Here is a 13,653-nt window from a genome sequence, read left to right on the forward strand (position 1 = left end):
CTTCGTGGGACGTGCCGGAGGGGTCAGATGTTGTAGATGCCGGTCTTGTAGCGGGCCAGGTTCGCCGGTTCCCGGAAGAACTCGACGGTCCGGGCGAGCCCTTGTTCCAGGTCGTGGGCAGGGCTCCAGCCGGTCGCCCCGGCCAGCCGGGTCGCGTCGGCGACCAGCCGCATCACCTCGGAGTTGGCGGGCCGGACGCGTCCCGCGTCCTCGCGCACGTCGAGGGCGGTGTCCATCACCTTGCCGATCAACGCCACCAGGTCGCCGACCGAGATCTCGCCACCCGTACCGGCGTTGAAGGTCCTGCCCACGACCCGGTCCGCGGGCGCCGTGCCCACGGCGAGGAACGCCCGCGCGGTGTCCTCGACGAAGGTGAAGTCGCGGGTGGGCCGCAGATCGCCGAGGGTGATGGCGCGTTCGCCCGCGGCCACCTGACCGATGACCGTGGGGATGACCGCGCGCATCGACTGGCGCGGGCCGTAGGTGTTGAACGGCCTCAGCGTCACCACCGGTGTGCCGAAACTCGCGTGGTAGCTGTCGGCCAGCCGGTCCGCGCCCGCCTTCGAAGCGGCGTACGGGGACTGGGTGTTGATGGGGTGGTCTTCGGTGATCGGCACGGTCCGCGCGGTGCCGTAGGTCTCGCTGGTGGAGGTGTGCACGAGCCGGGGCGTGCCGAGCGCGCGCACCGCCTCCAGCACGTTGAGGGTGCCGGTGACGTTGGTGTCCACATAGCTGTGCGGTGCCTGATAGGAGTACGGGATCGCGATGAGCGCCGCCAAGTGGTAGACGCAGTCGGCGCCTTCGACCAGACCGCGGACCGAACCCGGGTCCCGGACGTCACCCAGGACGATGTCCACCTGGTCCAGGACGTCGGGGCGCAGGGTCTCCAGCCAGCCGTACGAGGAGAAGGAGTTGTACTGCGCCATGGCCCTCACCCGATGCCCGGAGGCGACCAGTGCCTCGGTGAGGTGGGAACCGATGAAACCCTCGGCTCCGGTGACGGCGGCGAGTGGTTGGGTAGTCAACTCGTGTGTCCTTCCGGTTGGTTGCTCATGTGACGGGTGATGCGGACAAAGGCACGGCGGTCCTCCGGACGCGTCCGGAGAGGCTGTGCGGGGTGGGGTGGTTCAGGCGTGCGGCGCGGGCCGTCCCAGCAGCCGCACGGCACAGACCGTGAGGCAGAGGCAGGCCGTGCCGCAGGACAGGACCAGTGCGACGGCTTCCGGCAGGGAGCGGAGCGCCGTGGCCGAGGCGGCACCGCAGGCCGCCGCCAGGCAGACCGCGGCCGGCTGCCAGGCGGCCCCGAAGGCCTGGAGCAGCAACGCGGTCCACAGCGTGGCCGCGAGCAGCAGCAGCGGGGCCGGCTCCGCGCCGGCCAGCAGCGCCGCGGGCAGCAGCGGGAGCACGTAGGACAGCAGACAGAGGCCGAGGACGCCGGTCGAACGCAGGCGGAAGGCGGCCGGGGTCGCCGTCGCCCGCAGCGCCGCCACCGCCATCCCGCGGTACCGGTACAGCAGCCACTCCGCCGGTCCCATGCTCACGGTCAGCACGACCACGGCGTACGGGTGCTGCCGGCCCTCCAGCAGCACCAGCACTCCGGCGGACAGTCCGAACACGCCGTACGGCAGCGACCGCAGCGCTGACGGGCGGGCTCCGCCCGGTGCCGGGGCGGTGGTGAGCGTGGCCCGCAGCGCCCAGCCGGCCGCGGCCACCGCGCCGAGCACGGACAGCAGCGGCAGGGCGAGGCGCGGCACGGTCCCGGGGTCCCACCAGGGCAGCGCCGCGGCGCCGACGGCGAGCGGGGCGAGCGCGGCCAGCAGGAGCCGTTCCCCGCCCAGCACGAGCAGCACCCCGGCCGCCGCGAGATACACCGACTGGGCGGCGGCGATCCCGGCCGCGACGCCGGATCCGCCGGTGAGCGCCCCGGACGCCGTCGCGACGAGCGCGCCGAGCGGCGCCCCCTTGAGCAGGGTCAGGCCCGCCTCGCGGCGGCCCGTGGCCATGCGCAGGTGGGCGCGGTGCCCGAGCGCCTGGCCCCATGCCCAGGAGACGAGGCCGGCCACGACCAGGACGTCGAGGTCCCGGCCCGCGTGCCACAACGGTCCGGTCAGCAGATAGGCGAGGCCCGGCAGGGCGAACAGCGCCCCGCGCAGTCCGCAGCGCACATGGTCCGGACGCCACGGGTCGGCCGCCCGGGGCGGCTCCGGAAAGGTGCGCGGCACCCGTTCGTACAGCGCGGAGGCGAGCGAGAAGAGGTTCGGATGCCCGTACCGCTCCTGGATGATCTCGGCGGTCAGCCCCTGCGACTCCAGCAGGGCCGCCACCTCGTACGGGTGGACCGCCGGACCGATGTCCTCCGCGAGCTCGGCGGCGAGCCGGTCGACCGCCTCCCCGTCCGTGTCGTGACCGGGCGCGCGCCGGGCGGGCGTACGGTCCCCGGCGAGCCGCAGGGACAGGGTGTCGCCCCCTGCGCCACCGGGTTCCAGGGCCATGGGTCCGCTCATCCGGCCAGGCTCCTCGACCTGGACGCGGCCGCCCGGCCGCCCGGCACCGCGAGCGGGGCGTCGGGCGGCCCGGGGACGTCCGGGACGATCCGGCCGAGCGCCGACAGTTCCAGGTAGACGGTCCGGAAGGTGTCGACGGTCTGCCGCAGGGTGAACTGCTCGATGACCCGCAGCCGGGCCGCCTCGCCCATCGCCGTGCGCCGCCCGGTGTCGCCGAGCAGTTCCAGTGCGGCCGCGGCCATGGCTCCCGGATCGCGCGGCGGGACGACGAGACCGCTGTCGCCGACGGCCTCGCGCACCCCGCCCACGTCCGTGGACACGGTCGCCCGCCCGCACGACATGGCCTCGATCAGGGTGAACGGGAAGCCCTCGCTGATGCTGGAGAGCATCACGACGTTGCCCGCCGCGTAGGCGTCCTTGATGTCGTCCACCCGGCCCTCGAAGCTGACCGCCTCCGCCTGCCCCAGCTCGGCGGCCAGCGCCTCGCAGCGCTCGCGGTAGGCCTCGCCGCCGCGCGGTGTGCCGCCGAACAACCGCAGCCGTGCGTCCGGGAGTTGCGCCCGCACGAGGGAGAACGCCCGGATCAGCGTCTCCAGGTCCTTGATCGGATCGACGCGGCCGGCCCAGCTCAGCGTCGGCCGCTCCGGCTCCGGACCGGCCGGCGGGAACGCGGCCGGGTCCACGCCGTTGTAGACGGTGCGGATCGACTCGGGTGCGGCACCGCCCTGTTCCTCCCACAGCCGGTTGTAACGGTTGCCCGGGGTGATCAGGGCCGCGCGCCGGTACGTCTCCTCCGCGAGCAGCCGGAAGAAGCCCAGCACGACCGCCTTGACCGGCCAGCGGTACGGGGCGGTGCGGTAACCGAGGTAACGCTCACGCAGATAGACGCCGTGCTCGGTCAACAGCAGGGGGACGCCGTGCCGTTCGAGCGCGGCCAGGCCCGGCAGCACGGCGACGCCGCCGCTGACCGCGTGGGCCACGCCGTGCTCGGGCAGCGGCGCGGTCAGCGGGCGCAGCGCGTGCTCCAGCAGGGCGGTCGCGGTGACGGCGTCGTGCAGGGTCGGCCGGGCCTCGCGGACGGCCAGTCCGGGGCGGTTCCACACCCCGGTCAGGACGCCGATCGCGCGGTCACCCCGCAGGAAGGGACTCAGCATCCCGTCCGCCGCGGCCCGCGCCATCGTGTACAGGGCGGTGGCGAAGCGGTCCTCGGCGCACGGGTCGAGCAGGGCGGTCAGGAACTGTTCGTAGGCGGAGGTGAGTTGGTTGCGGCGCCGGCCGCGGGGCGGGCGGCCCCCGGGTGCGGGGCCCCACATGGGGACCGCGACGACGTCCGAGACCTGTGCGGGGAGGTCCCACACGATCGGTTCACGTCCGGTGCCGGTCACGGCGATGACGCCGAAGTCGACGTCGGGCATGCCGTCGACGAGTTGGTCGCACCAGACACTGACACCGCCGTGACTGTGCGGGTAGGTGCCTTCGGTGAGCAGGGTGACGCGCGTCGAGGTGAGACTGCGCGCGTCGCGGGGAACGTGCATGGATGTGCTCCACGGCCGAGGTCGGGGTGGTCGGGCCCGTCCCGGCCGCGCGGGGCGCGGCCGGGACCTTCGGTCGGTGTACGGCTCAGCGGTCCGGGCTGTGGAGGACCCGCTCGGGGACGTCCGCCGGCACACGGGTGCCGTCCGGGCCGAACGGGTCGATGAGCGCGCCCCGTGCGGGCGCGGTCGGATGAATGGTCCGCTTCATGCGGTGAAGTCCCCTCCCCGGGCAGGGGTGAGCGCCGCTCTCCTGGAGCGTCCACCCCCTGGCGCGACGCCACAGCCCCCCTCAGACGTGGTCGTCACGCGTTCGTCGCGTCACATAGTGGTGTCTCTGTGGAGTTTTCGTGCGCCTGCCGCGAAACGTGACGGAAAAGCGCGTCCACCGAACGGGTGGTCATCGGGTACTGCGACGAAGACGCGATCCTCACCCTGGGGGTTCGTGTGATTACCCAGTGAAACGTTACTGTGCTTGCCTCGCACGGGCTGGCCCAGAAGTGGAGCGAAGCGGTCCGCCCTGCCGGGGTGTCGGTGGTCCAGACCGCAACGCATTCCGGCTGGATCGTCGGTTTCCGGCCACTCCGAACCGGTTCTGTGAAGAACCTGTGTGCGGGCGGGCTCGTTCCGGGCGGTCGCGCATGAAGCGGGGGAGCGCGGGCACGAGGGGTCGCGGACCGCCCGCGGACGCCTCCCCCCGGCGGCCGCGGGCTCCTCCTCGGCCCCGCCCTCGACCCCCCTTCCCCGGATCGAGGGGCGGGGCCGTCGCCGTCCTCGCGGATCGGCTCCGAGGAGCGCGCCGGGTCGCAGGGGCGCGTCCGTGTTCGTGGCCGTTCGTGGCCGTTCGTGGCCGGGAAACTCGAGGATTCTCCGGTGGGCGGGTGTCGGCGGCCGAGAAGGGGACACCCGTCGGACTCCGGCGGAAAGCGTGCCGGGAAACGGTGACCGCGATCCGGTCATCGACGGGCGCGCCGGCTGATCCGTCCGGGACCGCGGCGCGCATCCGCGGACGAGTGGGAGGAATTCTTCGTGAACGAGAACCTCTGGGGTTACGGCCCGACCAGTGGACACACACCCGACGACGATCTCTCCGGCTACCGGGTGGAGGCGCTCGACGGTCACATCGGGAAGGTCGACAAGCACTCCGACGAGGTCGGTTCCCAGTACATCGTCGTCGACACCGGCGTCTGGATCTTCGGCAAGGAGGTCCTGCTGCCCGCCGGGACGATCACGTCGATCAGTCACGAGGACAGGACGATCCATGTCGCCCGGACCAAGGACGAGATCAAGGCGGCGCCGGAATTCGACAAGGAGAAGCACCTCGGGGACCCGCACTACCGCGATCAGCTCGGCGGTCATTACGGCTCCGGTCACTGACGCGGCACCGGCGGTTTCCGCTGTCGGCGGTTCCCGCTGTCATCGGGCGGCCCGTTCGCCGGACGGCGTGGAAAACGGCGCCGTGCGTCAGGGGACCCCGGCTGGACGGGGGAGACCAGCCGGGGCCGCTTACCTGGTGTGCGGAGGCCGCTCCGCGTCACATGTAGGAGAACATCAGGCCATACCGTCCTATTCCTGCCTGGAGTCCCCGGAGTCCCCGGAGTCCCCGGAGTCCCCGGAGTCCCCGGAGTCCCCGGAGTCCCCGGAGTCCCCGGAGTCCCCGGAGTCCCCAGAGTCCCCGGAGTCCCCGGAGTCCCCAGAGTCCCCGGAGTCCCTGGAATTCCGTGGTCCGTGACGCGGCGCCCCGGACACGCGGCACGGTCCACCGGCGTGGCCCCGCATCCGCCCGGCGGCCCCGGCGGGAAGATCGGTTCGGGAGGGCGCGTGCGACGGCGCGGGACCGCCGGCCCGCGCCCGGACCACCCACGCGCGCCCGCCGGCGCGCGGACGGACCGGTTGCCCGGAGGACGGTGCCCATGACGGCGAAGCGCGATGTGTCCGATGTCCTGATCGTCGGCGGCGGGCTCGCCGGTCTGGCGTGCGCCCGTGATCTCGCCGGGTACGGCTTCGCGGTCCGGCTCCTGGAGGCCTCGGACGGGGTGGGCGGCCGGATGCGCTCCGACACGCACGAGGGTTTCGTCGTCGACCGCGGCTTCCAGGTCTTCAACACGTCCTACCCGCAGGTCCGGCGCCGACTCGTCCTGCGCGACCTGCGGCTGCGGCCCTTCACGCCCGGCGTCCTCGTCCACACGGAGGACGGGCCGCTGCGCTTCGAGGACCCGACCCGCGGCCGGAGGCGACTGGGCGACCTGCGTCCGGGGCGGCTCGCGGGAACCCGTGACCTGCTCGCGCTGGCCGCCCTGTCCGGCCGGGACATGCTCGCTCCCGCACGGTGGCTCAAGCGCGGAGAGGACCGTACGACGCGCACCGCGCTGGCCGCGGCCGGATTCTCCGAGGAGTTCGTCGAGCGGTTCTTCCGGCCGTTCCTGTCCGGGGTCTTCCTGGAGGACCAACTGGAGACCTCCGGCCGGGTGTTCCACCTCGTCTGGCGCAGCATGCTGCGCGGCACCCTGTGCCTGCCAGGTGCCGGCATCGGGGCGGTGCCGCGTCTGCTGGCCGAGGAACTGCCTCCGGGGACCGTACGTCTCGGTACCCCGGTCACGCGCCTCACGGACGACGGGGTCGAGGTGGACGGCGGGGGCGGACTCGCCGCGCGGGCCGTGGTCGTGGCCACGGGGCCGGGCCCGGCCGCCCGGCTGCTGCCCGGCCTCGACCTCCCGGCCTACCGCGTCGTGACGACGTACTACCACGCCGCGACCCGTTCACCGCTGGCCGAGCCCGTCCTGCTGACGGACACGAGAAGGCGTTTCCTGAACACCTGCGTCCTGAGCGAAGTGGTCCGCGGCTACGCCCCGCCCGGGATGTCGTTGATCGCGACCTCGGTCCTCGGGTCCGACCGGGAGGGCGGGGAGACACGGCTGCGCGAGGCGCTCTCCGAGGTGTACGGCACCGGGACCGCGGACTGGGACCTGCTGACGGTCCGCACCGTTCCCGACGCCCTGCCGGCGATGCCGCCCCCGCAGCCGCTCGGACGGACCGCCCGGGTGGCCCCGGGCCGCTATGTGTGCGGGGACCACCGGGCCACGGGTTCGGTCCAGGGCGCGCTGGCGTCGGGAGCCCGCGCGGCGCGCGAGGTCGCGGCCGACCTGGCACGGTAGGGGCGGTACGCCGGACGGCGCGTCCGTGGTCCGTGGTCCGCGGCCGGCGGGTCCGGCCGCCGGAAGGCGGTGCGCCCGCGGCCGGGGAGGCGGTGCGCCCGCGGCCGGGAAGGCGAGGCGGCGGTGGTCGGGGAGGCGAGGCGGCGGCGCGAGGCGGTGGTCCTTCCCGCGCGCCGCCCGCACGACGTCAGTCGCGGGCCATGTCCGACTCGGCCGAACTCGCCGCGGACTCCGCGCCGTCGACCAGTTTCTGTAGACGGGCGACATCCGTGGAGGCGGGGCCCGGCGGCGCGGGGGCGTTCCCGGCGTCACCGTGACCGCCGCACGCGGTCAGGAGCAGCGCCGTCACGGCGAGCGCCGCCGCCGCACGTCCCGCGCGCATCAGGAGCCGGCTCCGTCGTGGTGGCTCGCGCACCACTTCTCGACGTCCGTCAGATCCTTCTGCCGGCTCTCCAGCGTCGGGACGAGCGAGCGCCTGAAGGTGAGCCGGTGGTCGAGGTACGTCTCGATCTGCGTGTGCCCCGCGGACTTGGCGTTGGCGACCCGCTGCTCCAGCCGGGCGATCGAACCGCGCTGCGAGGCGTCCCCGTTCAGCCGGTCGAGGATGCGGTCGATCCGCTGGTCGATCTTCGGCGCGCGCTTGCAGAGCGCCTTGGCGCCGTCGCCCGTCGGCGCACCCGAGGGCTTCGTCCCGGCGCCGTCGGCCGACGCGCCGCCCGCGGCGCCGAGCAGGGCGCCGACCGCCAGCAGCGAGACGACGGCCGTCCTGGTCCTCGACGTCGCCGACGTCGTCCTCGGTGTCCTCGGTGTGCTCGCCATGCTGAACTCCTTCTCGTTCCGGGGCGGTTGCCCGCACGTCCGGAACGCTAGGAGCGCTCTTTGTGGAATTCTTGTGGCCGGGTGCCGGCGGTCGTGATCACCCAGTTGCGTTGCAGGGGCAGCGTCGCCTCGACGTCGTCCGCGCCGCCCGGCAGCGGGAGCCGGACCTCGATGCGGGTCCCCGTGCCGGACGGTGGATCGAGGACGCGGACGCGACCCCGGTGCAGGTCGACCTGCTGGGCGACCAGGGTGAGTCCGAGGCCCGACCCCGGACTGTCCGGGCGGCGCACGAAGCGCTCGAAGACCGTGCCCCTGCGCTCGGGTGCGATGCCCGGCCCCTCGTCGTCGACGAACAGGAGGGCGTGGTCGCCGCTCGCGCGCACCGTGACACCGACGCGCGCGGGGCGTCCGTCCGGACATCCGCCGTGCACCAGCGCGTTGACGAGGAGATTGTCCAGGACCGTGCGCAGTCCGGGTTCCCAGCCGTGGACCCGCAGCCCCGGCGGACAGTCGGCCACGATGTGCGCGAGCGGACGGCGCCGCCGCTGCTCCCGCACGCTCGCCTCGACGACGTCCGCCAGGTCCACGGGGCCGAAGGCGTCCGCCTCGACCAGGTCGCCGCGGCCGAGCTCGCGCAGCATGACCAACAGCCCGAGCAGCCGGGCGTGTTCGCGCCTCAGGTCGTCGAGGACCTCGTCACGGTCGGGTGCGGGAAGGCCCGGATGCTCGGTGAGGATCTCCAGATTGGTCTGCATGCTCATCAGCGGGGTGCGCAGTTCGTGCGCGGCGGCCGAGGCGAACGAACGGGCGGTGGCGAGCGCCTCCTCGGTCCTCGCGGCCTGTTCGTCGTAGCGGCTCAGGACCGTCCGGAGGGTGTGTGCCAGATCGTCGACCTCGGCGATCCGGGCCGGCGTGTGGTCGAGACGCGCGGCGCTGGTCCGCGGATCCAGGCCGCTCGCGCTGTCCCGCAGCCGCCGCAGCGGACGGCTCGCGCGTCCGGCCACCGCGCCGGCCAGCAGCCCCGACAGCGGAGCGGCGAGCAGCGCCACGGTCACCACGCGCCTGCGCACCAGGCGCAGCTGGGTGCTCGCCGCGGTGTCGGGTGCGAAGAGCCAGAGCGTGCCGCGCACCCTGGGACGGGTACCGGCCACCCGCGTCGACAGGATCCGCCAGGAGTCCCCGCCGGCCCGCAGCGTGACCGGCACCGGCGCGCTCGCGGGAAGCGCCACCCCCTGGTCCGGCTGCGGGCCGCCCGTGAACGTCTCCGACGGGCCGACCAGCCGTACGCCGACGTCCAGGGCGGACGTGAACAGCCGCCTCTGACGGGCCTGTTCGATCCTCGCCGACCGGTCGGCGGCACTCGCGCGCAGCAGACCGCGGGCGTCCTTCGCCACGGCCGCCGCGCTCTGCCGCAGGTGCGCGTCCTGCTGGTCGTGCAGATCCGCCGCGACCAGCCGCAGCAGCAGCCAGCCGGTGGCCATCACCAGGACCGGCACGGTCGCCCCGACGGCGAGGGCGATGCGGGTGGACAGCCTCATCGCCCGGCCTCCGGTCCGTCGTCGCGCAGCACGAACCCCACACCCCGCACGGTGTGGACGATCCGGGACCGGCCCGCCGCCTCCAGCTTGCGCCGCAGATAGCTCACGAACGTGTCCACCGCGTCGGTGCGCACGTCGAAGTCGTAGCCCCAGACCCGGTCGAGGAGCTGGTCACGGCTGAGCACGATGCCCGCGTTGCGTGCCAGGACGTGAAGCAGCTCGAACTCCCTCCGGGTCAGCTCCAGTTGCCGTCCGTCCAGGCTGACGGTGCGCGCCCCGGGATCCAGCGACAGTCCGCCCACCCGCACGAAGTCGGTTTCCCTGGGCGGCCGGCGGCGCAGCAGTGCCTGGAGCCGGAGCACCAACTCCTGCAAGGCGAACGGCTTCACGAGGTAGTCGTCGCCGCCCGCCTGGAGCCCCGCGATCCGGTCGGCGGTCTCGTCGAGCGCGGAGAGCATCAGGACGGGTACGTCGTCGTCCTCCTCGCGCAGCGTCCGGCACACGTCGATGCCGCTGAGGCCGGGCATGGAGACGTCCAGCACGATCGCGTCCGGAGGGGTCCGCCGGGCCATGTCCAGCGCGGGCCCGCCGCCGTCGGCGAGATCCACCGCGAAACCGCTCAGCCGCAGACCGCGTTCGAGTGACCGCCGTATCGCCGCGTCGTCGTCGACGACCAGGACCCGGCTCCGATCTCCGCCCATCACCACACCCCAGCTCGCAGGAACGGTCCGGTCGGGCCGGGCCGTTTCGTCGCCCATGGTGCACCAGCGGCCTCGCGGTGGACGCCCGCGGTCCACCCGCACAGGCGCCGGCCAGGCACAGTACGGTAACGAAGGGGATTGTGAAGGGTGTGTGAAGGTCTGCTCGGCGTAGTGTCCCGCCTTGCCCGGGTGCTCGTGGGGGGTGACCCGGCGTGGGGAGGGAAGTGTCATGGCCGCCATGACGCAGGTGAGAAGCATGCCCGGCAGCGCGCGGAGACGGCTGACGGCGGTGGTCTGCGGGGCGCTGCTCTGCGCGTCCCTCGCCGGGTGCGGGCACGGCGGCGCGGCGGCGTCCGACGCCTCGACGGCCTCCGCCGGCACCCTGGCGTCGGCGGCGCCGTCGTCCGCGGCCGCGTCCACGCCCGAGCCGACGCCTTCGGCCGGCGAGCCGGCGCCGCCGACGGAGACGGAGACTCCGGCCACGGAGGAGGCCACGACGGCCGCCGTCTCGCAGGAACCGGCACAGACGGGCGGTTCGGGGGCCTCGGCCCTGTGGGGCAAGGCCTACAGCGGCACGGCGAGCATCTCCGTCGACGTCTACGACTACTGCTCCACCGACGGCTCCCGCAGGCCGGCGGGCAGTCAGACCTACTCCATGAACAGCACGCTCCGTCTCGACCGGCCGCGGACCGGCGGCGACCAGACCGAGAACAACCCGTTCTCGATGCTGTTCGCGGCGGGAGACCCGTCCCAGGCCGGCGCGGTGTCCTTCTGGTCCTCGTCGGTCAGCACGGTCTCCAGCCAGGACCTCGCGGGCAACTACCGGGATCCGAACCTCCTGCTGACCTACTGGCACATCGGCTGGTCCGACGGGCGGATGGACGCCACCCTCACGGACCCGCACGCCCGCGAAGCCGTCGTCCTGAACCTGCTCAACTGGCCCGGACCGCTGGTCGCCTGCCGCTCCGACCTCGGCCGGCTGCCCGGTGGCTTTCCGCACGCGCTGGCGGCCGGCACGACGTTCACGGGTCGACTCGACGGCTCCGGTGCCTCGCTCACCGCCCGGGGCGGCACCACCGACGGCGTGGTGCAGTTCCGGTTCACGTTCTCCGGCACGCCTTCGTGACGCGGGGCCCGGCCCCGTCCCCCGGCGGACCGGGCCCCTTCTCGGCCGGCCTCGGGGAGACGGAGCCGGGCCGCCGTTCGGACCGGCGGCCCGCGGTGATCGGATCCCCGGTCGGTCACCGTCGTGTCACAGCCGTGTCCGCAGGTGAACCAGGCACGCCGTCCCTCGATCTGTAGCGACGAGTGCCGGTGAACGACCGGTGCCTGAACATCTTTATCGGGGGACCTCATGCAGTACGGGATGCACTTCGGGTCGCGTTTCCGCGGAGCCGCTCTGGCCATGGCGACCATGTCGGCGGCCACCCTCCTCATGACCGCCTGTCAGCCGGGTTCGGACGCGGCGGATTCCACCGCCACGCCGGTGGGCGGTGGCGCGACGAAGCCGGCGGCCTCGTCCTCCGCCTCCCCGAAGCCCACCACGCCCTCGGGCGGGACGGGAGCCTCGGCGAAGCCCGCGGGCGACTCCACTCCCAAGGCCCCGGCCTCGACCCCGGCCGCCACCGCGACACCGGCGGCGACGACGAAGACGTGTGCCGCGGAGTCCTTGAAGGCCTTCATGTACCAGGCCGCCGTGCGTCCCCCGGGCACCGGAACCGGCGCCGCGATCGTCGAGTTCACCAACATGTCCGGAGCGTCCTGCGCCCTGCAGGGGTACCCGACCGTGGCGGGGGCGGCCAACGGCTCGCCGGAGAAGAACCGTCCACTGACCGTGACCCGGACGGGCCCCTCGTCCAAGGTCGTGCTCGCGCCCGCCGCGAAGGCCTGGGTCAAGCTGACGTTCGTCCAGGTCCAGGGCGAGGCCGACGGCTACTGCGTGTCCGGGTCGGACCCGGTCTCCTACCCGACCCTGGTGGTGGGCCTGCCCGGCAGCGGAGCGAACCAACTCGCCCTGGAGGACGGCGTGCTGGCCGAGTGCGACAACAAGGTGACGGTCACCGCGGTCACCGCGACGAAGCCGTCCTGACCGTCGCCGGTGCGCCGTCGCCGCCGCCCGGCGGCCTCGGCCGGGTACGGCGCCGGCGCACCGGAGCGGCTGTGCGGGAGGCCCGTCCGAGGAGGGAGTGCGGGGACACGGTCCGTAGGCTGCGGGAGCGGACGACGCGCGGATCGCCTGCTCCCGGCGCGTTTTCGTGCCGCGGTCCGGGCGACCGCGGGGCCGGACCTACGGACCGGTCCGAACTCCGACCCACGGACGGACGGGCGCCGGCCCGGCCCGGACGTGGGGTCCGGGCGGGAGGCGGGCTCGGCCGCGTGCGGTGGCCTGCGGGCGGGCGCCGCCTGGATGGGGTGTTCGGACGGCGAGCGGCCTCGACCCGCCCGGTGAACGGGGGCGGCGACGGGTTCTCGCCCCGGCCCGTGCACCGGTACCGGCACGACCCGGCCCGGAGGCTTCGGAGCGGCCGGCCCCGGGGCGGTCACGCCGGGACGGTTCTCGGCGCCGTGAGCGCCACGGTCGTGTACGACACCGTGAAGCGGCCTCCCAGCGCGTCGACGGCGGCGCCCACCTCGTCCAGCACGGCCGCCAGCGCGTCGGCGGGAAGCCGGGTCAGGGTGCCCTGGGTCGGCATCACGTCCAGCCACGCCTCCCGGGTGTAGGACCACTCCCAGGTGAAGCTCCATTCCTCCGGCTCGCCGAAACCGCCCGCCGCGCGGATGCCGTCGGCCGCCGTGCCGAGCACGGGCCGGTACGCGTCCACGGCCGGGCGGGTCACGGCGTCGAAGTCGAACGGGGAGTCGGGCATCGCGCTCCGGCAGGCCGCGGCGGTGGCCCGCGCCACCTCGGGCGGCAGCTGGAAGGTGTTCCAGAACGCGGCGAACCGTCCGCGCGGCCGCAGCACCCGCCGCACCGCGACGGCTCCGGCTACCGGATCGACCCAGTGCCAGGACTGGGCGGCGGCGACCGTGTCGAACGTACGCCCGGCCGCGTCCCAGTTCTCGACCGTCGCCACCTCGACCTCGGTGCCGAGTCGACGGGCCGTCGCGGCCATCCGCGGGTCGGGATCGACGCCGAGGACGGTGCAGCCCGCGGCCCGGAACTGCCGGGCGGCGATCCCGGTGCCGCAGCCGACGTCCAGGACGTCGGGGCCGGGGCTGCCGGAGACGATCCGCTCCACGAGCGCTCGCGGATAACGCGGCCGGGCCCGGTCGTAGCGTTCGGCGTCGGAGCCGAACGACTCCGCGGCCTGCCGGTACCGGTGCGGCTCCTGGGCGGAGGGACGCGATCCCTCGGAAGCTGGAGTGGGCATGCGCCCACTATGAGTGGGCGCATGCCCACTCGT

14 protein-coding genes are annotated in these 13,653 nt (G+C 74.0%); 4 read left to right on the forward strand and 10 right to left on the reverse strand.

Annotation, left to right across the window (positions count from 1 at the left end):
• Window positions 1-23: 23 nt before the first annotated feature.
• The 4 genes from CW362_RS01785 to CW362_RS45230 form a co-directional block, all read right to left on the reverse strand.
• Window positions 24-1,025 carry an SDR family NAD(P)-dependent oxidoreductase gene (locus CW362_RS01785; protein ID WP_103547473.1) on the reverse strand — a complete coding sequence of 334 codons (1,002 nt, stop codon included), beginning with the start codon at window positions 1,023-1,025 and terminating at the stop codon, window positions 24-26.
• Window positions 1,026-1,127: 102 nt separating this feature from the next.
• Window positions 1,128-2,504, reverse strand: a complete 1,377-nt coding sequence (locus CW362_RS01790) for a hypothetical protein (RefSeq protein WP_103547474.1) — start codon at window positions 2,502-2,504, stop codon at window positions 1,128-1,130.
• Window positions 2,501-4,039 carry a GT4 family glycosyltransferase PelF gene (gene pelF, locus CW362_RS01795; RefSeq protein ID WP_240657602.1) on the reverse strand — a complete coding sequence of 513 codons (1,539 nt, stop codon included), beginning with the start codon at window positions 4,037-4,039 and terminating at the stop codon, window positions 2,501-2,503. The genes CW362_RS01790 and pelF overlap by 4 nt, the downstream gene beginning before the upstream one ends.
• Window positions 4,040-4,124: 85 nt before the next feature.
• The gene (locus CW362_RS45230) at window positions 4,125-4,247 is read right to left on the reverse strand and encodes a hypothetical protein (protein WP_276313631.1); all 123 of its coding nucleotides are present in this window, start codon (window positions 4,245-4,247) and stop codon (window positions 4,125-4,127) included.
• Between the two features lie 818 nt (window positions 4,248-5,065).
• On the opposite strand from CW362_RS45230, the gene CW362_RS01800 reads away from it, so the two are divergent.
• Window positions 5,066-5,413 carry a PRC domain containing protein gene (locus tag CW362_RS01800; protein ID WP_103547475.1) on the forward strand — a complete coding sequence of 116 codons (348 nt, stop codon included), beginning with the start codon at window positions 5,066-5,068 and terminating at the stop codon, window positions 5,411-5,413.
• Window positions 5,414-5,949: 536 nt separating this feature from the next.
• The gene (locus tag CW362_RS01810; RefSeq protein WP_103547476.1) at window positions 5,950-7,191 is read left to right on the forward strand and encodes an NAD(P)/FAD-dependent oxidoreductase; all 1,242 of its coding nucleotides are present in this window, start codon (window positions 5,950-5,952) and stop codon (window positions 7,189-7,191) included.
• 187 nt (window positions 7,192-7,378) lie between these two features.
• Here CW362_RS01810 and CW362_RS01815 read toward each other — a convergent pair whose 3' ends face one another.
• The 4 genes from CW362_RS01815 to CW362_RS01830 are packed head-to-tail and all read right to left on the reverse strand — an operon-like array spanning window position 7,379 to window position 10,249.
• The gene (locus tag CW362_RS01815; protein ID WP_103547477.1) at window positions 7,379-7,573 is read right to left on the reverse strand and encodes a hypothetical protein; all 195 of its coding nucleotides are present in this window, start codon (window positions 7,571-7,573) and stop codon (window positions 7,379-7,381) included.
• Window positions 7,573-8,010: a hypothetical protein gene (locus CW362_RS01820; protein ID WP_206300828.1), complete on the reverse strand. Its 438-nt coding sequence runs from the start codon at window positions 8,008-8,010 to the stop codon at window positions 7,573-7,575. Before CW362_RS01820 ends, CW362_RS01815 begins: the two co-directional genes overlap by 1 nt.
• A gap of 47 nt (window positions 8,011-8,057) precedes the next feature.
• Window positions 8,058-9,548: a sensor histidine kinase gene (locus CW362_RS01825; protein ID WP_103547478.1), complete on the reverse strand. Its 1,491-nt coding sequence runs from the start codon at window positions 9,546-9,548 to the stop codon at window positions 8,058-8,060.
• Window positions 9,545-10,249 carry a response regulator transcription factor gene (locus tag CW362_RS01830; RefSeq protein WP_103547479.1) on the reverse strand — a complete coding sequence of 235 codons (705 nt, stop codon included), beginning with the start codon at window positions 10,247-10,249 and terminating at the stop codon, window positions 9,545-9,547. The genes CW362_RS01825 and CW362_RS01830 overlap by 4 nt, the downstream gene beginning before the upstream one ends.
• Window positions 10,250-10,487: 238 nt before the next feature.
• Between CW362_RS01830 and CW362_RS01835 the strand changes: the two genes are divergently transcribed.
• Window positions 10,488-11,375: a hypothetical protein gene (locus CW362_RS01835; protein WP_162683935.1), complete on the forward strand. Its 888-nt coding sequence runs from the start codon at window positions 10,488-10,490 to the stop codon at window positions 11,373-11,375.
• A gap of 320 nt (window positions 11,376-11,695) precedes the next feature.
• Here CW362_RS01835 and CW362_RS45440 read toward each other — a convergent pair whose 3' ends face one another.
• A complete protein-coding gene (locus tag CW362_RS45440) occupies window positions 11,696-11,998 on the reverse strand; it encodes a hypothetical protein (protein ID WP_338069048.1) in 303 nt (100 codons plus the stop codon).
• Here CW362_RS45440 and CW362_RS45445 point away from each other — a divergent pair.
• Window positions 11,931-12,338, forward strand: coding sequence for a DUF4232 domain-containing protein (locus tag CW362_RS45445; protein ID WP_338069045.1), 408 nt, complete (start codon window positions 11,931-11,933; stop codon window positions 12,336-12,338). The two genes, CW362_RS45440 and CW362_RS45445, sit on opposite strands and share 68 nt — an antisense overlap.
• A 451-nt stretch (window positions 12,339-12,789) precedes the next feature.
• Here the strand turns inward: CW362_RS45445 and CW362_RS01845 are convergent, their stop codons facing one another.
• A complete protein-coding gene (locus CW362_RS01845) occupies window positions 12,790-13,620 on the reverse strand; it encodes a class I SAM-dependent methyltransferase (RefSeq protein WP_103547481.1) in 831 nt (276 codons plus the stop codon).
• Between the last annotated feature and the right edge of the window lie 33 nt (window positions 13,621-13,653).

Source organism: Streptomyces populi (assembly GCF_002911015.1).
In the GTDB taxonomy this organism is placed as follows: Bacteria; Actinomycetota; Actinomycetes; order Streptomycetales; family Streptomycetaceae; genus Streptomyces; species Streptomyces populi.